Annotated in this window: 13 protein-coding genes and 3 pseudogenes; 13 read left to right on the top strand and 3 right to left on the bottom strand. The window is 59.6% G+C overall.

Annotated elements, in window-relative coordinates; all coding sequences use genetic code 11:
* Nucleotides 1-112 precede the first annotated feature (112 nt).
* Entirely contained in the window at nucleotides 113-331 is a 219-nt protein-coding gene (locus N2602_RS31535) for a hypothetical protein (RefSeq protein WP_260383741.1), read from the bottom strand.
* Between the two features lie 1100 nt (nucleotides 332-1431).
* On the opposite strand from N2602_RS31535, the gene N2602_RS31530 reads away from it, so the two are divergent.
* The 9 genes and pseudogenes from N2602_RS31530 (at nucleotide 1432) to N2602_RS31490 (ending at nucleotide 11887) form a co-directional block, all read left to right on the top strand.
* Nucleotides 1432-2289 (top strand): branched-chain amino acid ABC transporter permease, encoded by an 858-nt coding sequence (locus N2602_RS31530; RefSeq protein ID WP_260380520.1) that lies wholly within the window; start codon nucleotides 1432-1434, stop codon nucleotides 2287-2289.
* A gap of 3 nt (nucleotides 2290-2292) precedes the next feature.
* On the top strand, nucleotides 2293-3513 hold the full coding sequence (locus N2602_RS31525) for a substrate-binding protein (RefSeq protein WP_157285420.1): 1221 nt from the start codon (nucleotides 2293-2295) through the stop codon (nucleotides 3511-3513).
* A 126-nt stretch (nucleotides 3514-3639) separates the two neighbouring features.
* Nucleotides 3640-4604, top strand: a pseudogene (locus N2602_RS31520) (branched-chain amino acid ABC transporter permease).
* Nucleotides 4591-5325: an ABC transporter ATP-binding protein gene (locus N2602_RS31515; protein ID WP_260380519.1), complete on the top strand. Its 735-nt coding sequence runs from the start codon at nucleotides 4591-4593 to the stop codon at nucleotides 5323-5325. The pseudogene N2602_RS31520 and the gene N2602_RS31515 overlap by 14 nt, the downstream one beginning before the upstream one ends.
* On the top strand, nucleotides 5318-6013 hold the full coding sequence (locus tag N2602_RS31510) for an ABC transporter ATP-binding protein (protein WP_260380518.1): 696 nt from the start codon (nucleotides 5318-5320) through the stop codon (nucleotides 6011-6013). Before N2602_RS31515 ends, N2602_RS31510 begins: the two co-directional genes overlap by 8 nt.
* Nucleotides 6014-6096: 83 nt before the next feature.
* Nucleotides 6097-7347 (top strand): amidohydrolase family protein, encoded by a 1251-nt coding sequence (locus tag N2602_RS31505; RefSeq protein WP_260380517.1) that lies wholly within the window; start codon nucleotides 6097-6099, stop codon nucleotides 7345-7347.
* 671 nt (nucleotides 7348-8018) lie between these two features.
* On the top strand, nucleotides 8019-9527 hold the full coding sequence (locus N2602_RS31500; protein WP_260380516.1) for a PLP-dependent aminotransferase family protein: 1509 nt from the start codon (nucleotides 8019-8021) through the stop codon (nucleotides 9525-9527).
* 60 nt (nucleotides 9528-9587) lie between these two features.
* Nucleotides 9588-10217, top strand: a complete 630-nt coding sequence (locus tag N2602_RS31495) for an FMN-binding negative transcriptional regulator (RefSeq protein WP_260380515.1) — start codon at nucleotides 9588-9590, stop codon at nucleotides 10215-10217.
* A gap of 1474 nt (nucleotides 10218-11691) precedes the next feature.
* A pseudogene (locus tag N2602_RS31490) lies at nucleotides 11692-11887 on the top strand (GDCCVxC domain-containing (seleno)protein).
* A 1065-nt stretch (nucleotides 11888-12952) separates the two neighbouring features.
* On the opposite strand, the gene N2602_RS31485 reads toward N2602_RS31490, so the two are convergent.
* Nucleotides 12953-13735, bottom strand: coding sequence for an enoyl-CoA hydratase-related protein (locus N2602_RS31485; protein ID WP_157285427.1), 783 nt, complete (start codon nucleotides 13733-13735; stop codon nucleotides 12953-12955).
* Between the two features lie 691 nt (nucleotides 13736-14426).
* Between N2602_RS31485 and N2602_RS31480 the strand changes: the two genes are divergently transcribed.
* Both N2602_RS31480 and N2602_RS31475 read left to right on the top strand, forming a co-directional pair.
* Nucleotides 14427-15752, top strand: a complete 1326-nt coding sequence (locus N2602_RS31480; protein ID WP_260380514.1) for an MFS transporter — start codon at nucleotides 14427-14429, stop codon at nucleotides 15750-15752.
* Between the two features lie 181 nt (nucleotides 15753-15933).
* A complete protein-coding gene (locus tag N2602_RS31475; RefSeq protein WP_260380513.1) occupies nucleotides 15934-18567 on the top strand; it encodes a CehA/McbA family metallohydrolase in 2634 nt (877 codons plus the stop codon).
* Between the two features lie 243 nt (nucleotides 18568-18810).
* Here N2602_RS31475 and N2602_RS31470 read toward each other — a convergent pair whose 3' ends face one another.
* Nucleotides 18811-19902 carry a LacI family DNA-binding transcriptional regulator gene (locus N2602_RS31470; protein ID WP_260380512.1) on the bottom strand — a complete coding sequence of 364 codons (1092 nt, stop codon included), beginning with the start codon at nucleotides 19900-19902 and terminating at the stop codon, nucleotides 18811-18813.
* Nucleotides 19903-20157: 255 nt separating this feature from the next.
* On the opposite strand from N2602_RS31470, the pseudogene N2602_RS39000 reads away from it, so the two are divergent.
* Both N2602_RS39000 and N2602_RS38995 read left to right on the top strand, forming a co-directional pair.
* Nucleotides 20158-20280, top strand: a pseudogene (locus N2602_RS39000) (CoA transferase); the annotation flags it as partial.
* Between the two features lie 49 nt (nucleotides 20281-20329).
* Nucleotides 20330-20551: a GNAT family N-acetyltransferase gene (locus N2602_RS38995; RefSeq protein WP_369292608.1), complete on the top strand. Its 222-nt coding sequence runs from the start codon at nucleotides 20330-20332 to the stop codon at nucleotides 20549-20551.
* Nucleotides 20552-20962 lie beyond the last annotated feature (411 nt).

Raw genomic sequence — 20962 nt, 5'->3', positions numbered from 1 at the left:
TCGTCTGCAGCATGCATCTCAGGCTTCCGGTCCGGGCCGGCGCCCATCCGGAGAGAAGATGGTGAGAAACTGACACCGAGGCCGACGTAGCTCGGACTTCCGAATTCACCTGCTACCCGACTTTCTCCTGTGGGCACTCCGGGCAGGTATCGCCGATCGAATCCTGCATGTCGCGGATCTCGGTGACGGCTTCATCAGCGGAGACACCGGGCAGCGGATTCCGACGTGCGATGTCGAGGGCGCGTTCGCCTACATGCGGGTCGGCGCGGTCCGGCATCCAGCCGTGCTCCTCGCATTCGCGAATGGTACCGGCTTCCTGCAGGACGCTAATCGCCTATCCGCGCTGCGTCCACATCGCCGGGCGGTTTTTCTTGAATATCACCATCGAGATTCTTTCTGCCGCTCTTCGCCAGGGCAGGGATTCAAGATCGTCGAGCCAGCGGCTGTCCACGTGTTCCGCCCGACATGTGTGCAGTTACACCGCACAGAACTCGCTGGTTCACCTCGCCTGTGCGGGGTCTTCGCCGGTCGCGGCGATCTTGAGCGCGCCACCGGGAGAGGCCACAGCAGCGCCTTAGCCTCGTCCCATCCGGCATCCAGGGCGCCGTGCTCTTCGGTCGCCGTCACGATCACCGGCATCGCGACGAGAGGGTCAAGGAAGCTGGACGCCGATTTGGCTCAGTCCACCCTTTGGGAGGAGGCAGGGTGTCGATCCTGGTGAGAAGTTATGTAGTTATTTCAATTAGATACGAGTTCATAGTTTTGTTCGGAATGGCCGCCATGGTTCTTGATCGCGATGAGCCAAGTTCTTTCAACGAACAAGCGCAGCTTTGCACAGAGCGCAAGGCGGAAAGGACCTCTATCTTATTCTGCGGCGGCGCCGAGATGCCGGCGACAAGTTCATAGCATTCGGGGAGGCGCTGAAGCTGTCGTTCGCCATGGTCCGGATGCGAGCGCCGCCACATCGTCAGCGTAGACTGGGTGTCCATGTCCATCGTCGTGGATCGCAGGTGAGACCGGCAGACGATTGCGGACGCAGGCACCGAATTGGCCGCGCACGATCGATTGACCCAAATTCAAATATTCAAACAGAGCAGACGAGATATCTCCGTCCGCTCCGACGACGATAGCGCCCGCCGTCGAGAGCTCCGCTACCGAAGGCGCGATGCCGGTTACCACGCCAATCTACCCAAAATTACTCAGATTGCGTTGCGCTCCTCCTAGGCGAACTCGCGCTGGATATCCTGAATGGAGCATCGATTGGCGGCCATCAGAAGCGCACCATCGCCTCGCTTCCCGCTGCCGGATGAGACCCTCAGGAGCGCCCTCGTGTCAGTAGACCTTTGCATGCGAACCGCAGCTCACGCTTTCAAGTGGTCTGGCGACTGGAAGAAGACGCGCTCGCAAGTCCCTAGGATGTGACGTGGCGACATGGATACGCTGTTTATCGCCGTATTCGAGATCTTGAGCTTCGGTGCCATTGTGGTGCTGGTCGTGCTCGGACTTGGGATTATCGCCAGCATGATGGGCATCTTCAACTTCGCGCAGGGCGAGTTTGTCCTGCTTGGTGCCTACATCACCTATCTGGTACATAGCATTGGGTTTCCGGTCGCGCTAGGCATGATGGTCGCGCCGATTGCGGTCGGCGCGCTCGGGCTCATGCTGGAAATGGTCGTGGTGCGCCGGTTTTATGCCGCGCCGATCGTCGCCATGCTGGGCACCTACGCGCTCGGACTGATCATTCGCGAGGCAGTGCGCGGCCTGACCGGCGGCCTCTATCTTTCGGTGCCCGAGCCGATCGGCGGCTCCATTACCATCGGCGCGCTGCATTTTGCTGCCTGGCGGTGCGTTATCGTCGTCATCACCCTGCTCGTGATAGCCGCCAGCTATGCGCTGATCGCCTACACCTCGTTCGGCCTGCGGATCCGCGCCTCGCTGGAGAACCCGTCGCTGGCGCGTGCCTCAGGCATCTCCACCAGTATGATCTACAGCGTCACTTTTGCCTTTGGTGCGGCACTCGCGGGTCTCGCCGGCGCGCTGATCGTACCGGTTTTTTCGCTGTTCGCTGATCTGGGCATCCGCTTCCTTATTCAAGGCTTCGTGGCGGTGATGGTGGGTGGGATCGGATCCTTTGCCGGCCCTGTCGCCGGCGCCAGCGTAATCGGCACGTTCAGTGCCGCGCTGCCTTGGCTGATGTCGCCGGTGATAGCCGACGTTCTGGTCTTCGTGCTTGCCATCATTTTCATCAAGTTTCGGCCGCAAGGCCTTGTTTCGAGAAGAGGGGTCTGACCGATGATAAATGCCAGCCAACAACTCAGCCGCCGCCGTTTTCTTCGCAATGCCGCCTTCGCCTCCGCGGCGATTGCAATTGGCCCTGGCAGCTGGGTGATCCGCCCGGACTGGGCCAACGCCACAGAAGGCCCGATCAGGCTTGGGATCGCAACCGATCTTACCGGTTCACTCGGGTTTGCGGGCAACACGGACGCTAATGTTGCTCGCATGATCGTCAAGGAGATCAACGACAAAGGCGGTTTACTAGGACGCCCGATCGAGCTCCTGATCGAGGACACGGCCTCCAACGAGTCCGTCGCAGTCGGCAATGTCCGCAAGCTGATCCAGCGAGACAAGGTTGACCTGGTGCTCGGAGGCATTTCGAGCTCGATGCGCAATGCCATCAAGGACGTCATCATCTCTCGTGGCAAGACGCTCTACATCTATCCGGAGGGCTACGAGGGTAAAGAGTGCATGCCATATCTGTTCTGCACCGGGCCCGTACCAGCTCAAAATTGCGACCAGTTCATTCCCTGGTTGATCAAGCATGGCGGCAAACGTTTCGCGCTGCCGAGCTCCAACTACATCTGGCCGCAAACGATCAATGCCTATGCGCGCAAGGTGATCGAGAGCAGCGGCGGGGAGGTGATCTTCGAGGAGTACTATCCGCTCGATCAGATCGATTTCTCCTCCACAGTGAGCCGCATCATCTCCAACAAGGTGGACGTGGTGTTCAACACCATTGTCCCCCCAGGCGTCAGCCCGTTCTTCAAGCAGCTCTACGAAGCGGGCTTCTCCAAGAACGGCGGGCGTCTGGGTTGCGTCTACTATGACGAGAACACACTCGAAATGAACCAGGCCCATGAGATTGAAGGTCTCGCAAGCAGCCTTGACTACTACAAGGCGTTGACAGCCGAGGATCCGGTGAGCGCCAAAATCCAGGCGGCTTACGACAGGCAGTTTCCTGCCAAGTTCCGGTTCTCGGCAGGAAGCGCCGCCACAGGCACTTATCGAGGACTCAAGCTGTGGGAAGCCGCAGTCAAGGAAGCCGGCACGATCGACCGCGACGCGGTAGCTGCCGCCCTTGATCACGCCAAGATCGAGGAGGGGCCGGGCGGGCCGGCGGAGATGGTGCCCGGGACGCGCCACTGCAAGATGAACATGTACATTGGCGTGGCTAAGGGCGGCCAATACGAAATCGTAGCGCGTAGCGCCGGCCTGGTGGCCCCGAAGGAGTGCTGAATGTCGCAGTTATCGTCAACCAGCACCGGAATACATGCAGCGCCAAGCGTGATCGAAACGTCCCAAACTCCCATTATCGGTGCACCTGTAAGTGCTGAACCGCGAAGGGCACTTCCAATTATCGAAATGGCGGTGCTGATCATCGCCGCCCTCGCGCCACTAACGCTGCAGGACTACATGACCGTCTATGCGACAAGGGTGCTCATTTTGTGCCTGTTCGCACTATCCTTCGACTTGGTCTGGGGTTATGCCGGGATCTTGAGCTTAGGTCAGTCGCTGTTCTTCGGCATGGCCGGCTACGGCGTGGCACTACTTTCACGGGACTTCAACGTTGCGTCGATCTTTGCCGTAGTTCCCCTTGGTGCTCTAATCGGCTTCGTCGCTGCGTTGCTGTGCTGGCCGGCTTCCTGCTGCTCGGCCGTCACGCATCAAGTGTCGTTTTCGTCTCGCTCGGCACTATGACCGGAGCTTACGCAGCCGACCGGCTGGCGCGCGGCTCTTATTACCTCGGCGGTCAGAATGGAATCCCTTCGATTCAGTCGATGAGCATCGGGTCTTACGCGCTGAACGAGGGGCCGGTTTTCTATTACTTGGCCCTCGCCATTCTGATTCTCGTTTACCTGTTATCGCGCTTTTTGTTGCGCTCGCAGTTCGGGCTTGCGCTGGCGGGATTGCGGGAGAACGAACAGCGCATCGCGTTTTTCGGCTACAAAGTGCAGCACCTTAAGGCGATCATTTTCGCGATAGGTGGGGCGATCGCGGGCATCGCCGGAAGTCTTTATGCGTTCCATGAGGGCTTCGTCTGGACCACCATCCTGGGCGTCGTGATGTCAACCCAAGTCGTTCTCTATGTCCTGTTCGGCGGCTCCGGGACATTGATTGGTGCGGTGATCGGCACCGCAATCGTCGAAGGTCTCAGTTTCTGGCTCTCCGACAATTATCGCGACATCTGGCCGATCATCCTCGGCCTCTTGCTACTGCTCGTCATCCTGGTCCGCCCGCTCGGTCTGATCAGCCTGGTGCTCGGTGAGCGGGAGCGTGTCGGTACCTTCCGCCCGAGCCCGAAAGAGATACGTGATGCCGCTTCTTGAAGCCGTCGGAATATCCAAGGTCTTCGGCAAGCTGACTGCGCTGGACAATGCCGCGCTCACGGTTGACGAAAAGGAATTTCATGGCCTCATCGGGCCGAACGGATCCGGTAAGAGCACGTTGATGAAGTGCCTGGCCGGTGCGGAAGTGCCGACGCAAGGGAAGGTTAGTTTCGCCGACGCTGACATTACCACTTTCACACCGACAGAGCGTGCACGGGCGGGCATGAGCCTGAAATTTCAGATCACCTCCGTACTGCCGACGCTCACGCTGTACGACAACATCCTGCTAGCGCTACAGGCCCAATCCTCGCTGCTCGACCTGGTGTTCTCGCGCACCCGAGGACGGCAGCACGAGCAGGTCATGACGATGCTTGCCCAATTCCGGCTCGCCGATAGCGCCTTTGATGCTGCGGCCGCGTTGTCGCATGGGCAGCAGCAATGGCTGGAGATCGCAATGGCGCTCGCAGGCCGTCCACGCCTTCTGCTCTTGGACGAGCCGACCGGCGGCATGAGTCTCGAGGAGCGACGCGTCACCGGCGAACTGCTTCAGCCCATCAAACAGCATTGCTCGCTCATCATCGTCGAGCACGACCTGGATTTCATCCGCGACATCTGCGACCGGCTGACGGTGCTCGATCAGGGCAGGATCCTGGCCTCAGGTACGGTTCCGCAGATCCAGGCCAACGCCCACGTCCAGGAGATTTATCTGCGCCGTGCCTGAATTGCTCGACATCAAGCATCTCGACGCGGGCTATGGGCGCAGCCAAGTCCTGTTTGGCGTCAGTATCGCTATCCCCCCGCGCGGCGGTGTGGCTGTCCTCGGCCGCAACGGTGCTGGAAAGAGCACGCTGCTGAAGACCATCATTGGCGAACTGCCGATTTGGAAGGGCGAGGTGCAATTCGACGGCCGAGCCATCAAGCGCCGCCGGACTGAGGAGCGGGTGCGCGCCGGCATCGGCTACGTGCCGCAGGAGCATTCGGTGTTCGCGCGCCTCTCGGTTCGCGACAATCTCGCGGTCGGATCGCTTTTCCACCGGGATGCATCGGCTATGGATCGGGTAATAGGCATGTTTCCGAAGCTCGGCCAACGCCTGGATCAGCCGGCCGGAACGCTCTCAGGCGGCGAGCGCAAGATGCTGGCGATTGCGCGTGCGATGCTGGGAAAACCAAAGCTCCTGTTGCTGGATGAGCCGACCGAGGGTGTCTGGATCGGCGTTATCGAGGAGATCACCGAGCGCTTGAGCGAGCTTGCCAGGGACATAGCAGTCATTATCGTCGAGCAGCATCTCGATCTCGCAATGCGCGTAGCGGACCACACTCATGTGCTCGACCGCGGCCGGCTCGCGCTGTCGGGCCCTTCGCGGGAGTTGCGGGCTGATCCGCGGCTTTTGACCTATCTGGCACCTTAGGAGCATCAGCGCCAGGGCGGTCATCTGGCGGACGGAAAAGTAGCTTCATCGATTTTTTTACAAAGAAGGTGTGGGAGGGGGCGATGCCTGAATCGATCAGTCAGTTTGTTCATGCGTGCGAAGTCATCGATGTGCATGAACATCACATGCCAGAGATCGCACTCAGCCGCGACGTAAACCTCCTGAAGCTATTTCAACAGAGCTATGCGGCTTGGACAAGCAATGTCCTGCCATCCGAACCCAAGGCCGATAGCAGTATGATATCTGCTGCAGCTGAGCCGACCAGTTGGGAGGCTCTTGCGCCATTTTTGGAGAACAGCGGCTCGAACGCATTCGTGCGGAATCTCGTTGGTGGAATAGCTGACCTTTACGGCGTTGACGAAATTACCCGTGAAAACTGGGAGGCTGTAGACGCTTCAGTACGCTTGCGCCACAAGGATGCGAAATGGCCAGGCCAAGTCATTGAGCGTGCCGCCATCAAGAGGATCGTAACGGACCCTTTTCTCGATCCATTGCTCAACCCACGCCCGGCCCTTGGCGAGAACTACGACGCAGTTCTCCGCATCAACGCATTTGCCTTCGGCTGGCATCCGGAATCCCACGATCACAATGGAAACTCCGGACATGCGTTGCTCCGACGGCTCGGCATGCAGGTAAAAACCTTCGATGATTATTGCGCGGCGATCCGCGAGCTCGTGACCGGTTGCGCCCGGCGCAATCAAATTGCGCTCAAGAACGCGCTGGCCTATGATCGGAACCTAAGCTTTGACGAGCCGAACGAGGAGCTGGCTCGGCAGGCCTGGGGACAGATGTCTCCATCCCCAGCGGCTCGCAAGGCGTTCAGCGACTTTGTTGTCGACTTGTTTTGTCAACTCGCGGGCGAGGCGGACCTGCCGGTTCAAACGCACCTCGGAACCGCGATCATAAGCGGCTCACATCCCCTTCGGATCGCCGGATTGATTGAGCGTCATCCTCGGACCCGCTTTCTGCTGATGCATTTGGCGTATCCCTGGAGCCGGGATTTATTGGGAATGGCGTTTGCGTTCCGAAATGTCTGGCTAGATTTGTGCTGGTCGTTTCTCTTGAGCCCATCTCATTTCAAGCTCGCGTTGCACGAGGCCATTGAAGTGATGCCGGATGACTCGCGATTGATGCTCGGAGGAGATTGTCTGCACGTTGAGGAGACGTTCGCCGCGATTCAGAACGCACGCCAACTCGTTGGTGAGGTTCTGTCCGAGAAAATCGCGGGCGGCTATTTCCGATTCCGAGACGCCGAGCGCTTGGCGGTAAGAATCCTTTGCAAGAATGCGAGCGAGTTTTTTGGGCTGTCTTGAATAAGAGTGCAGTGTCGACGCTAGTATGGCGGGGACTTTAGGTTCCCGCGAGCCCAAACAGTTACGGGATGGTGGGACAAAAACGGTCGTACCGAATTGTCATCGTTTCTGACGCGGCTGCGGCGTCAAAAGGGGGCGTGGGGAGAATCCGACTGGCTGAGACTGTAAAGGGTTGCCTGCACGTGGAAGTCCACGAGGCGCTCTTGGGGCACTCTGGCTCAACCTCGGCCGTTTGTAGAGATTACGGGGCAGGCGAGTTGCTTGAGCGCTGGGGCGGGAAGGTCCTGCAGGACGCCGTCACCAAAATCGAATACGCCGGTTTGGGTTTTCCAAGGTGAAAGCGGGCTACGAAGCCCGAGCGCGGGCGCGGCGCAAGCGCTGATCAGGTCAACGACAGCCGCTTGTTCGCATAACGGCACCTCCTATGACATGCGCTGCTTCCAAGGTGACCGGATGATGGCGCAGGTCCGCTCTCGGGGCCCGCGAGAACCGCCGTCGGCTATTGGACGAGGAGCGGACGACACGGCGACATCTCGGCACGTCGCAGTTTGACCATAGCGGTCCTAGTGATGGACCGACGCGCGCGTTTGAGCGATGTCACCGCGCCACTTGGCATTCCTTTCTCTACGAGGCAAACTGGTCTCCAAAAATCTTCCATATCGGGGTATTTGATGGGCCAGATCAAAATCGTTTCGGTGCGCGACCAAGAGCGAGTGGGGGCGCGGCGCATCTACGAAGTGTTGCGCAGCCAAATCTTGGCGCGCACTTATGGCGCCGACGGTTTGCTCCCATCGTCTCGGGCTTTGGCTGGCGAACTAGGTGTGTCGCGATCAACCGTTACGGTCGCCTTTGAGCAACTTTCTGCCGAAGGCTTCATCGAAATCCGCCAAGGCGCTCGACCACGCGTGGCACGCGCTGTTGTCGATAGCAAAAACCCGTCGCGCGTCGTGGCTCGTCCTCCAACGCGTGCCATGCCGCTGTCGAAATTTGGAGAGCGGCTTCGCAGCGATCCTCCACGCTGGGACGCGCCGGCTCGTGATCTTGTGGCAAACTTCAGATATGGCGACATATCACCGGCGGACTTCCCCGTGCTCGCCTGGAGAAAGGCGATTGTTTCTGCCGTCACGAAGCGGCCCGAACGCCTGGCGTACGACGATCCCTGTGGGTCCCTACGGCTGCGAACAGCGTTGCAAGGTTATCTATGGCGCTCAAGAAGTGTACAGGCTGAAATCGATCAGATCGTGATCGTGAACGGATCTCAACAGGGGCTCGATCTCTGCGCTCGGCTGTTGCTCGACCGGGACGACCGCTTCGTCATGGAAGATCCCGGCTACCTGATGGCGCGGCATACGTTTGCGGCGACGGGAGCTATCGCTGTCCCCGTGTCCGTCGATGGCGATGGACTCGAAACGGAGCGGCTTGCTGGTATCGACGCTCGTCTCGCCTACGTGACCCCCTCGCACCAATATCCGCTCGGCGGCGTGCTGCCGATTGCGCGACGACACCAACTTCTTACTTGGGCTAAGCAACGAAATTCGTCCGTGATCGAAGACGACTACGACAGCGAGTACCGGTACGATACCAAGCCAGTGCCTCCACTTCATGCGCTCGAGGGCGGTCACAACGTCATTTACCTCGGAACGATTTCGAAGACCCTCTCGCCCACGCTCCGCGTTGGATACCTTGTCGTGCCGGCTACGCTTCGGCCCGCATTCGCTGCTGCCAAACAGATTATGGACCGACACACGCCGCTGGCCGAGCAGGAGGCGCTCGCGTCGATGCTTGAGAGCGGCGCCTATGACAGATACGTCCGGCGCGCCCGCAGACGCAACGCCGAGAGGCGCCAAGCGCTGCTTGACGCGATTGCCCGCCGGTTCGGAGACCGCGTCCGGATAGAGGGTGCGGCCGCCGGTCTTCACCTCGTCGTATGGTTTGACGATATCCCGACAAGCGCTGAGGAGGCTTTGATCCGATCGGCCCGAACACAGGGGCTCGGGATCTATCCGGTTTCGGCGCTGTACGACCGTCGCCGTCGGGGCCGCCATATTCGAAGGGCAGCTGTTGGCCTTGTTATGGGGTACTCGGCGCTCGACCTTCGGCAGATTGACCGCGGCTGCAAAATACTGGAGGCGGTGGTAGGAGCGTTCGCCCGATCAACTGGACCAGCAAAATCGTCGTGAAGTGGCTGTTTCATACAGGCCATATAGCCGGTATCTCCGCTCCGAGAACGGAGACATGCGATGTACATCCCCCCAGCCTTTAAGGACGACGACGTTGAGAGTATCCGGACGACTATCCGGAACGCACGTCTAGCTAATTTGGTCACCGCCACCGCTGATGGCCCGATTGCCACTCCTCTTCCGCTTTTCCTCGATGAGACGGAGGGCGAGTGCGGCGTGCTGTATGGACACCTCGCGAAGGGTAACCCGCAGTGGCGTCTCCTGCCGATTGGTGAGGCTCTCGCCATTTTCAACGGCCCTGAAGCCTACGTGACGCCGTCTTGGTACGCCACCAAGCAGGACACCGGGAAGGTCGTCCCGACATGGAATTACGTCGCCGTGCATGCTTACGGCCCGATGGAGTTCTTTCAGGAACCGGAGCGGCTGCTCGAGGTAGTGACGCGTCTGACGAACAAGCATGAGGGGGTGCGGGCCAAACCGTGGGCGGTCTCGGATGCTCCGGCAGACTTCATCACATCCCAGTTGCGCGGCATCGTGGGGCTGCGAATCCCGGTCTCCCGATTTGAAGGCAAGCGTAAGATGAGCCAAAATAGGCCGGAGGCGGACCGCGTCGGTGTAATTTCGGGGCTTGCTGCGAGCGAGAATGCTCAAGATCGCGAGGTGGCCCCTCTCATTCCGCTTCCTACTTGAGCATTTGCTCGTTCATCGGAGCCGGCCCTTGGCTGCCCATCGCTCAAAGGACCGGGACATCCGCTTTCAGGAGGCGAGCCGAACAGCAGTATCTGCGCTGCCGAGGGCAGTCTTCGACCCTGAGGAGACTTCCCATCCTCATCGGCGGCAACGCAACTCACCTCAGCGTCCGGGTGATCTTATCGATGTGGAACAGTAGCGGGCCTTCTGCGTCTTCTGAAGAAATGAGACGTGCCGATGCCGCCAGACGAGCCCTCCAGATCCCTGCTCCGTTGCCCAAAGCGCAAGAGGCCACTCACGCTCCTAGACAAGGTATGGCACCCGAAAAAGAAGGATCATCTTCGTATCTGTAAATGCGAATGCGGCCATTTGGTTTGGAGGACTAGGAACGCCTCGCCTCTTGGCAATTACAGCGCCATGACCAAGTCACCGCCCGACCCAATTCCAGAGAAGCCGTCCGAGACGAATAAGCGCGTCATGGATGAGATTGAGCGGGAGCTGGAGGCGGACCTAAAGCGCAGGTTGCCACCACCCGACAATGAAGGACCACAAAGTTCTTCGGGCGAGGGTGATTGAGGGATATCCCTTTCCCCTGATCCATCCGGCGAGTTCCAGGCAGCGGTCGACATTTGATGGAAGCGATCGCATGGTTTGCAAGGTCGAACGGTCGGCATTGCGTGACCGTGCCGTTGCGGAAGGAATCGACCAAACGACACTATAGCCACGTGTATGAAGCATCGGGCCACAATCAAGCAGATTGCGAGCGAACAATACGATGCGGGCAAGGAGATGCCCGTTGTTTGGGGCGGCACGCCGCCGGCTCCATGAGACGAGTGTCAGGACAACTGAACGTCGCCTTTTGGCCTGATGGCGAAGTCCGGTTGCTGATCGGGAGACCGGAAGTTGCCCAGCGTCAGTCAGACGGGCGCTGTTGCCCCTCAGCGGATTTTCCGGCTAACTTGTTTACGCTTCCTTGAAGGGAGTGGACGAGCAAAGCGAACAATTGTCTTTGCTCTATCAAATGATACAACGGCACATGCACAAATCCTGCAGTCTGTCATCAACACCGAACGGCCCTTGGCATTTACCGGTGATGAGACCGCTCGTTGCGCTCCCGCCCTTCTCGCACGTGGGGCAGCAACATGCCGATCAATCGCCTTCTCCCAGACAGCTTGACGCCTGAGCAGCGGCACGTCATCCAACTCGCGTTCAATCTCACATTGCGCAAGTTGGACTTGGTGGATCGTAACGATCCCGTCTGTGAGATTGTTGCAAGGAGGGTCATCGAGATCGGGGCGTCCGCTCCCCTAAATGCCCTCACTATTGCCGAGATTGCATCGAAACAGATGGACCCGAGGTAAGTCCGCATGAGGTCGGGACGCTCCACGTTACGCCGCTCCTTCTGAAGCCGAAACAGCTCTCAAGGGGTGACCGCACCTTGCCGCTACCGGGAAACTCTGTCTATTCAGGAAGCATGATCCTGCAATCCACATTGACCTGCCCAAATTGCGGCCATCAAATTCACGGAGACGATGCCGACCGATGCATGCCAGTTTTTCTATGACTGCAGCGGATGCGGTGCACGGCTAAAATCTAAGCCCCGGGACTGCTGCGTTTTTTGCTCCTACGGCTCGGTACCGTGCCCACCCATACAGGAAGGTGACAGCTGAAGCTGCTGCGGCCGCTAGCGCGGGGAAACTGCGCCCGCGCCGCGATGTGCCGATCATCTCGCCGCGCGCCGATATGTGCGGCGACGTCGCCGTCCCGCTTGGCGAGAAGGCGTTGCTCCGTGGCGTAAACAACAAGGTAACTCTCCACCGCTTTCCGACCTCCAAGTTGGCTGAGTGTCTGCACCGATGTGACCTCGCCCTCGCGGGCGCGCGGAAACAGCCGAACAGCCACTTGACCCGGAAAGCGACGCCGAACTCGGTGCCTTCAATTCAACGCGGGCGGTAGAAGCGCGGTTGGAGGCAAGTTCGCGCCGGGATATTGCTGGCCGAGGCCGTCCAGCACCTAAGAGCGTGCGATCAACGTTCACGGAAAAAGCGCTCACGGCCGCTTTGCTATCTTCCGGCCGCTTTCGAGCTGCCGATCTCCGAGGAGGGTCTCAAGCGCGTCCGATCGAATCCCGGGATTATCGCCTAGCCTATGACTAAATGTTTCCGGCAGACAGGGCTCGGTCCGACGAGCCGAGTTTGCGGATAAAGCACGGCATTGTCACGACGTGGCCAATTACGCGGGCCGCTCAGTTGCCGACGATGCGCGTGATAGCTTCGGGCGCGCCGATGAACTCATAGGGATTGAACAACTGGCCGACGGCACAGGAAACTACGGTCGACGTCGCTGAGCGCAGCTTCGTCGCACACCTGCGCCTAGCGTTCCTTGATTGTCTTGATTTGCGGGTCGCGATAAGGATCGCCTCTCCCTCATTAAGCAGGAACAAGGGCGCGGCTTTCAGGCAGAGCGCGATTTGGCTCGCACGCTCCTGTCCGGTGACCGTTGCACGCAATCGCCGAAGATAACGAAGCGGATGTACGAAATGGACATGGCAAGCCCGTTGCGGCGGTCAACGATCGCGTTTCAAAGCGCGATCAATTGCATTCACAGCGCGGATGACCGCAATCGGCGCTTCGTTCATAAAGCGGCTTCGCGTGCAGCTGATACAATCTTTGCCGGGCGAGCAACATCGTCCGACAAAAGCGTCCAACAAAGCTGAAGCCTCAGAAAATTGTTGGTTAATATCCGCGATAGTTCGGCAATCGTTTCTCGAAGAAGGCGTTCATTCCTTCCTGCTGGTCAGCCGTGCTGAATGCGCACCGAATTGCCTGCCGCTCGAATTCGAGCCCAGCATCCAAAGTGGTCTGAAAGGCGGCGAGAACGGCTGCCTTGGCGAGCTCGATCGAACGGGGCGGCTTCTGGGCGATCATTTCGGCGATTTCGAGCGCTCGCGCCTGTGCCATGCCGGTTTCAACAACTTCAGCGACGAGGCCGGCCTGCATCGCAGCACGGGCAGAAATGGGTTGGCCAGTCAGTATCATCAGCATGGCCATAGATTTCCCTGCCGCTCGCGTTAGACGCTGAGTTGCGCCGTCGCCTGGCAAAATCCCAATGCTGATCTCAGGCTGTGCAAACCGCGCTCCTTCGCCTGCAATGGCGATGTCAGCAAGCAAGGCCAGTTCGTGACCGCCACCAAAGCAAATTCCCTCAACCGCGGCGATAAGAGGCTTTGGGAAATTGGCGATGTCCCGCCACGCCGAACGTCGCGCGGGATTGTCGATTGCCTCAAACCCGCGCTGCTGCATCTCCTTGATGTCGGCCCCAGCAGAGAAAAACGCTTCGTTCCCGCAAAGGACGACGCAACGAACATCCTGATCGGCCGCGGCACGCCGCAAGGTCGCTGCAAGCTCCGCGATCAGATCGTTGCTCAAGGCGTTTCGTTTCGGCGCCCTGTTCAACCTCGCAACGCGCACATGGGCCTTAGGAGTGGTCGAGTGGATGAGATCGGACTTCTCCGTCATTGAGGGGGTCTCCTGAAAGAAATGAGAAAGCCTGCGATTAGACTGAAATCGATTTCTTTACAATAGTGCCTTATATCAGCTCATTTCATTTATATCAGCTGCTGCGCGCTTTGCCTTGAGCACCCGAAGGCAAAGCTTTTACTGCTGAGATAATCCAAACCGCTTCGTTTCGCGGCTTGACTCCTTAATCCGATGTGCCTACGGTCATGAAATCGATTTCAGAAATGTGCGGGCGGCGGCGGCTTGCCAGCAGCCGCCGGGCGTGCAGCTGTTGAGGGATCTCTTGGCGGCGCGGGGTCTACCAACAGAACAACAGCTTTCCCAGAAGCGCGCTTTATCAACTGGAGGAAGGAAATGGGACACAGGCTCGGATGCGTTTTATGCGCAATGCGTTCTGTGGCGTCTGCTCTTGAGCAGCCGCGCAAATCGGAAGCGCTGCTCATTATCACTTGACTAAGGTCGCCCAAAAGCCGGCCGTGGGGTCGCGCGACTTAATCGCCCACCAAGCAAGCCTGTGGGCGGCATTGCTGGGTGCCTCGTGACGCCTGCGTCTCCATCGCTGCGAGCCGCCCGCTCAACTCGATGGATACCATAGGCACTGCACCACTTTGCGCAGTAGAGCCAACGAGCGATTGCTCGCTCTTGCTCGACCCGCCACATCGTTAACGCCATTGACCGAGCCCGAGGACACATGAACATTATTGCTCAACCCAGTGCGCTATCCGTTCAGCTTGAGAATCAGGTTGCGTTCAAAAGGATGACTGTTGGCCTCGGAGGAGGCGTAGCCCTTGAGTGGTACGACTGGGGTGTATACGGCGTGATGGCGGCTTTTCTCTCGCCACACTTTTTCCCTTCGGACGATCCCTCAACCTCGTTGCTCGCAGGGCTGGCGGTGTACGGGGCGGGTTTCTGTTCGCGGCCAGTGGGGGCGGCTTTGCTGGGTCCGGTCGCGGATCGCATTAGCCACAAACGGGTGATGATTATCTCGGTGACCGCGATGGCCGTATGCTCGCTGCTAATCTCGATCTTGCCGACTTACAAGGACATCGGTCTCACGGCAGCCGTGGCGTTGCTTATCATGCGACTCATTCAGGGGCTTGCCACTGGAGCCGAGGCGGGTGTGGCAAACGCCATCGCGATTGAACTGGCCCCGCCGGGAAAGGAAGGCCTTTATCTGGGTTTTATCGGTGGTACGTGCATTCAGCTAGGCTACCTTGGATCCAGCCTGGTCGCCTTTTTAGTGAGTGCCTTGGTGGCTCCAGAAGCGATGCGCGAGTGGGCCTGGCGTTTACCCTTCGCTGTCGGTGGCGTGCTCGGCCTGCTAGTCATCTATTTGCGCACAAGCCTGCCGGAGACCTTGATCCATCGGGCTATGCATCGCCAAGATGAATTATCGCGCATTCAAGAAACGACCATCGGTGTGTGGAAGACGCTCTGGAGCGTGCGGCTCTCGCTGCTCGCCGTTATCCTGGTGATCGGCTCGGTGCAAATCGCAAATTACGCATGGAATACGGGCCTGCCCAACATGGCTAACACCGTATTCAAGGAGGACAGCACCTGGGTATACGGGATTATGACGCTCATGGGTTTGAGCTGGATGCTTGCCGCCCCCCTTGTCGGCGCCTTCGCGGACAAGGTGCGCCCCTCGCGCGCATTCACGCTAATGCGCCTACTGCTCATCCCGTGCTTCTTTTTGACATTGCTGTATTCGCAAAAGAGTATCTCGACGTTCTTCCTTGTCACGGTGTTCGGCGGCGCCATCGTAGGTTTCAACATGGCCCTGTATAACTTCATCGCTACCACCCTGATGCCGCGTGCCGTGCGCACCACCGGCGTAGCTCTTGGCTATGCGCTCGGCGTCTCATTGTTTGGCGGGACCTCGCCGTATCTGCTTGTGTGGTTGCAGCGCGAGCACATGGCCTGGATGTTTCCTGTCTATGGATCGTTGATAGCTCTCTTGAGCGTAGCGGTCTACCACTTCGCCAAGAGGCGTGGCCGCGTCTACATTGGCGACTGAACGCCTTTGCCACTTGCGCCACCAAAGGCACCCGCAGAGCTTTCATTAGTAGACGCACAACATGTCGCAAGGAGCATGGGGTCGGAGCGAGCGTCTTCGCGAGCACCGAGCACGTGAGCAGTTCTTCATCGCAGCCCGGGCCGCTTATGGGCGATGACGTCCATGAATTGGAGTCCATCGAATGAAAACGCCATTATCGCCGCACTTCACACCCGTCGACTTGCAGCGATATTTCAACGCCAGTCGCCTCGAGCTCGACGAAGGGTTCGAAAGCCGCCCAGGCGATACCGGCTGGATCGATTCCCTGCGGGGGCCGCAGACGCATCGCGGCATACCATTTTTGTTCGGCAACGACGCCGGGTCGGATGTGCTCGCTTTGCGGCCTGGAGAGGCTCCTGTCGTGGTCGCGCTGCCACGCGCTTTGGCCAGTTACGTGCTCTTTGTGCAAATGGTGGGGGACCATCGGCCTGCGAGCCCTCAAGGGTTCGGGGAGGTCGGGCCGGCGACGCTGCCCGTGGAAGGCAATTCGCTCGCCGATCGGGTGGCGACATACGTGCTCCGCTACGCCGACGGCAGCGAGGCCAACGTGCCGGTGCTGCGGCGGTTCGCGATCCAGCAGAACCATATCTCCTGGAGCGCGAGTGCGTTTGCGGCGCTGCCGTTGCGCGGGCCCATCGTGCACGCAAGCACCGGGGAAGATTTCACGCTCGGCAGAGCGCCGGGCAAGAGCTTCTTCCATGGCGAAACCCGTACCGAATCGGGGCGGATGGATCGACAAGGCGAAAACGTGTGGCTTTATGCGCTCCCCAATCCGCATCCGCAGAAGGAGCTCACCGCGCTAAGCCTGCACGCCGAGCAGGAAGTTTCGCTTGTCTTGGCCGTGACCACGACAAGGCTCACCGAGCATCCGCTGCGCCTCCAGGGTCGTCGCAAGCTGAAGATGCGGCTGCCGCCCGGAGTGCATCTGAACAAGCTTGGCGAGCTCGACGTCGATCATCGGGGCGAACAGATCGGCATCGATCTCGGCACGGTGATCTCCGCCCGCGCGGTGCTCGACTATGCGAGAGCGGACTGGCTCGGTGACGAGCACAACGTGCAGCCCGTGCGTTCCGAGGACGAGGTCATCATCGAGTACTCCGCGCATCCCGACGGACGGCTGTACTTCCAGGCCGAGGACGGCCGCTTGCACGTTGCCGACCTTCGGTCGCTGACGGCCGGGAACGCATCAGACAGCTCGCTGGAGGTGGTGCCCATCGCGCCGGCGACAAGGCCGGTCGGGATTCGCATCGTAGAGAAGGGCAATGGCGTGCGTGTCGCCGCACGCCTGCACATTCATGGTGCGGATGGGGAATATCTGCCGCCCAAGGGTCACCACCGCAAGGTCAATACCGGCAGGTTCGAAGACTTCGCCGGCGAGTTTGCGAACGGGCTGAACCAATACGCCTATGTGGATGGCAGCTGCGTGGCGGACCTGCCGATCGGGCCCGTGTTCGTGGAGATCAGCAGGGGCTTCGAGGTGCGGCCCCTGCGCCTCATCGTCGAAGTCAGCGCGAGCACGGACGAACTCACCTTCGAGCTGGACAGGGTGCTGCGCTGGCGCGAACAGGGCTGGGTCAGTTCCGATACGCACGTCCACTTCCTGAGCCCGCAGACAGCCTTGCTGGAGGGCAAGGCGGAGGGCGTTAACGTGGTCAACCTGCTCGCGGCGCAATGGGGCGAGTTGTTCACCAACGTCGCCGATTTCGATGGGCGCACGACGCTCGGCGCGAAGGATTTCGGCGGCGATGGAGAGTTCCTGGTCCGCGTCGGTACCGAGAATCGGATGCAGGTGCTCGGACACATATCGCTTCTCGGCTACGAGGGCGAGATCATCCATCCGCTGTCCTGCGCCGGATCCAACGAAGCGGCTATAGGCGATCCCCTGGAAGCCACCATGGCCGAGTGGGCGCAGCGTTGCCGGGAACAGGGGGGACTGGTCGTGATGCCGCATGCCCCCAACCCGCAGGCGGAGCGGGCGGCCGACATCGTGCTCGGCTTGGTCGATGCCATCGAAATGATGTCGTTCAACCCGCGGACGGCGCAGATCAGCGCATTTGGCCTGGCCGACTGGTACCGTTACCTCAACATCGGTTATCACCTGCCTCTGGTCGCCGGGTCCGATAAGATGGACGCGGCCGCGCTCCTCGGAGGATCGCGAACCTATGTGCAGCTGGGCGCGCGCGATTTCACGTATCGCAACTGGATGGATGCCGTACGCAGCGGCGACACGTTCATCACGGTCGGACCGCTCGTGGACATGACAGTGGAAGGACGTCGTCCCGGGAGCAAGATCGCGCTTCCTCCTTCAGGCGGGACCGTCAACGTCGGCTGGCGCATCGAATCGGTCAGCGCCCGCCCGACAAGAGTGGAGCTGATCCGCAACGGCACCGTGGTCGATGAAGTTCGATGCGACGACTTGTCGTGCAGGGGCCACATCGCGTTGTGTCTCACGGAGTCCTGTTGGATCGCAATACGCGTTCGAGGCAGTGTCGCCGGGCGCGAGGCGGACATCGCAGCCCACACCAGCGCGGTGTATGTCCAAGTCGGTGACCAACCGATCTTTGCCACCGCGGACGCAGTGTCGGTCCTCGCACAGATCGAGGGATCGATAGCCTATATGGATACGCTGGCTCCCAGGACCGATGAAGCGCGGCACTCGCGGCTACGGGCTGCTCTTGAGCTTGCACATCATCGCCTGCATCACCGGCTCCACGAGCTCGGCGCCAGCCATGAACATACGCCGGTTCACTCCGTTCACGTAAAACGCGAGCATTAAATGACGAAGGCTTTGGAACAATCACCTGCTGGTCCCTTTCGGCCTACCTTGAGCCTGCGGCTCTGCGGCGCACCCGGCCATAGCAGGTCCCGGCGAAGGCATCCTTGTAAGCAAAGCGCGCAGGTGCGGGGCGGAGCTTGAGTCCATACTTTCCGTTCGAGCATCGGATCGCCCGGCGAACGTCAATGAATGACCCCTGAAGAAGCGATTTCACAAGCAGCTGCCGGCGCGCCGACGGCAGGATCACTGACCGCGAGTTCGCGGCCGCCTTGCGGGGCGTTCGCCCGACTTTGGCGGCGCTGTCGATGACCGCATGACCAATCGATACGGCAGCAGAACACTTCTGGGGACCGGGGTCCCCGCAATGGCATTGATGAGGTAATCGGCTGCGCCCCGGCCGATTTCAGCCGCGGGAACGCTAATTGTCGTGAGCGGTGGGTCCATCTGGGCTGCGAGCTCAACATCGTCAAATCCTGTGATGGAAAGGGCCGCCGGGACGATTGATCCCATTTTACGGGCTTCCGCCATTGCACCGATGGCGAGCGTATCGGTCGTGCACACCACCGCTGTGGTATCGGGATGGTCAGTGAGCAGTTGACGAAGCGCGTTACGCCCCTGGACGAGCGAGTAATCTGTCCGGATGATCTGGGTCGGTTTGAGCGGGATTTCGACTTTCGCAAGTGCTCGCTGAATACCCTCCAGCCTGGCACGGGATCGGTCGTTGGAGGGAGAATTGACATTGGCGATCACTCCGAAACGGACGTGCCCAAGCCCCAGGAGATATTCGGTCATGTCGCGGGTGGCGCCTTCATTGTCGATGCCGATCGCGGGAATGCCGCCAGCTGCCTTGCAAACGTAGGTTGTGATCACGGGGACAGCGGCTTGTTCGATCAGCGCCCTCAGCTCGCGTCCATGGGAGCCGCCGACCAGCACAATGCCGTCGATGCCGCGCTCGATGAGACTCTGCAGCTCCTGCAATTCGCGACGCTGGTCATATTGGGAATTCGCGATGAACAGAGTGTAGCCGCTTTCGCTAAGGCGGTTCTGCAGTGCTTCGACGCCTTCGGCAAAAATACCGAGCGCCAGCGTCGGAACGATCACGCCGATCGTACGCATGCGCCCGGATTTTAAGGCCCTCGCAGCGCTGTCGCGGGTATAAGATAAGTCGGCAATATGCCGCATCACCTTGTCGCGTAACTCCGGCCGGACGATTTCAGGATGATTGAGGACGCGCGACACTGTCGCCGGCGAGACATTTGCCTTGCGCGCGACGTCCTCAATTTTCACACGCGCTTGTTGGCGGGCCTTGGGCTCGATTATTGGCTTCTTGTTCATCTGGGCATCGATCAGTCGAAAGAGGGCATGATCTCTGATCGCTATAAACCACCCGATTACCACACTTCTCAAGCCCAGCGTGCGGACAGGTGACATTTTCCGGTGCGCAAATGCTGGTCCGATCCGCCGGCACGTCGGTTGTAGGCGCTTCTTAGGCCGCTTGACTCCGCCGCTCACAATGTCTGTTTATGAAATGGATTTCAGAGATGCAATGACAGAATACCGTCACCTCAGGAAAGTTGAAGGCTACAGAGCATGGTCGATCTAAGCGGCATTCGCGTGCTGAGCTTCAATCACTTCCTGATAGGCCCTGTCGGCGCGCAGTTTCTCGCAGATCTGGGTGCGGATGTGATTGCCGTCGAACCGCCTGACGGTTCAACGGGAGCTGTCGTCTCCCAGGTCACCGCTGTCAGGGCTTCAGGCCAATATGGCATCCTGCAGGAGTTTTGGGGTGGATCCACGCTATCGCTCGGCTCAAAATGGGAGGCGGCTTCTGGCTGCCCTGGAGCGCGAAGCGCGGGCGCGGGGGTGGATGATCGAGGTGTCTCTTCCTTCGGCAGGCCGGTCCGATGCCGAAAGGCTCGTCGCATTCTATGAGAGCATGGGCTTCGCACCGGCCGGTGAACGGAGACGACGGAGAATTGTGTGACCTGGCTATGTGTACACACGGCACCGGCCCATCCAGCCCTCCGGGCCTTTTCGCAAGTGTGACTGGGACGATCAAGCTTTCAACGGAAACGGAGGATCGACTAAGCAAGATACGGAGCGGATTAGAGAGCTCGCCCGGTGTCCATTTTAGCTCACCAAAGTCACAAACAACGTGGTGCCGCTTCTAATGAGTCTTCATGATCCCGGCTATCTTAAGGCGCTACGAGTGGACCTCATCCGCGAGAGCCCGAGATCACCGATCTTGCCAGAAGATATGCCGCGCTCGGCGTACCGCAGAACACATCCCTCGATGGCAGGAGTCATGCATGACTGACGTCTCCAGCCCTGATGAGGGCCTTCTTCTATTTCGCAACCACATCAACAAGCTGGACAAGCAGCTGGTGGAGATTCT

The sequence above is a fragment of the Bradyrhizobium sp. NC92 genome, from assembly GCF_025200865.1.
In the GTDB taxonomy this organism is placed as follows: domain Bacteria; phylum Pseudomonadota; class Alphaproteobacteria; order Rhizobiales; family Xanthobacteraceae; genus Bradyrhizobium.
Note: the sequence above shows the minus strand (reverse complement) of the source record. Positions and strands in the feature narration are given on the sequence as shown.

Bases quoted from the DNA above. Each gene is read 5' to 3' on its own strand.
- N2602_RS31495 (WP_260380515.1), top strand. From the start codon at position 9,588: ATGTACATCCCCCCAGCCTTTAAGGACGACGACGTTGAGAGTATCCGG.
- N2602_RS31515 (WP_260380519.1), top strand. From the start codon at position 4,591: ATGCCGCTTCTTGAAGCCGTCGGAATATCCAAGGTCTTCGGCAAGCTG.
- N2602_RS31530 (WP_260380520.1), top strand. From the start codon at position 1,432: ATGGATACGCTGTTTATCGCCGTATTCGAGATCTTGAGCTTCGGTGCC.
- N2602_RS31470 (WP_260380512.1), bottom strand. From the start codon at position 19,902: ATGAACAAGAAGCCAATAATCGAGCCCAAGGCCCGCCAACAAGCGCGT.
- N2602_RS31525 (WP_157285420.1), top strand. From the start codon at position 2,293: ATGATAAATGCCAGCCAACAACTCAGCCGCCGCCGTTTTCTTCGCAAT.
- N2602_RS31505 (WP_260380517.1), top strand. From the start codon at position 6,097: ATGCCTGAATCGATCAGTCAGTTTGTTCATGCGTGCGAAGTCATCGAT.
- N2602_RS31500 (WP_260380516.1), top strand. From the start codon at position 8,019: ATGGGCCAGATCAAAATCGTTTCGGTGCGCGACCAAGAGCGAGTGGGG.
- N2602_RS31480 (WP_260380514.1), top strand. From the start codon at position 14,427: ATGAACATTATTGCTCAACCCAGTGCGCTATCCGTTCAGCTTGAGAAT.
- N2602_RS31475 (WP_260380513.1), top strand. From the start codon at position 15,934: ATGAAAACGCCATTATCGCCGCACTTCACACCCGTCGACTTGCAGCGA.
- N2602_RS38995 (WP_369292608.1), top strand. From the start codon at position 20,330: ATGGCATCCTGCAGGAGTTTTGGGGTGGATCCACGCTATCGCTCGGCT.
- N2602_RS31485 (WP_157285427.1), bottom strand. From the start codon at position 13,735: ATGACGGAGAAGTCCGATCTCATCCACTCGACCACTCCTAAGGCCCAT.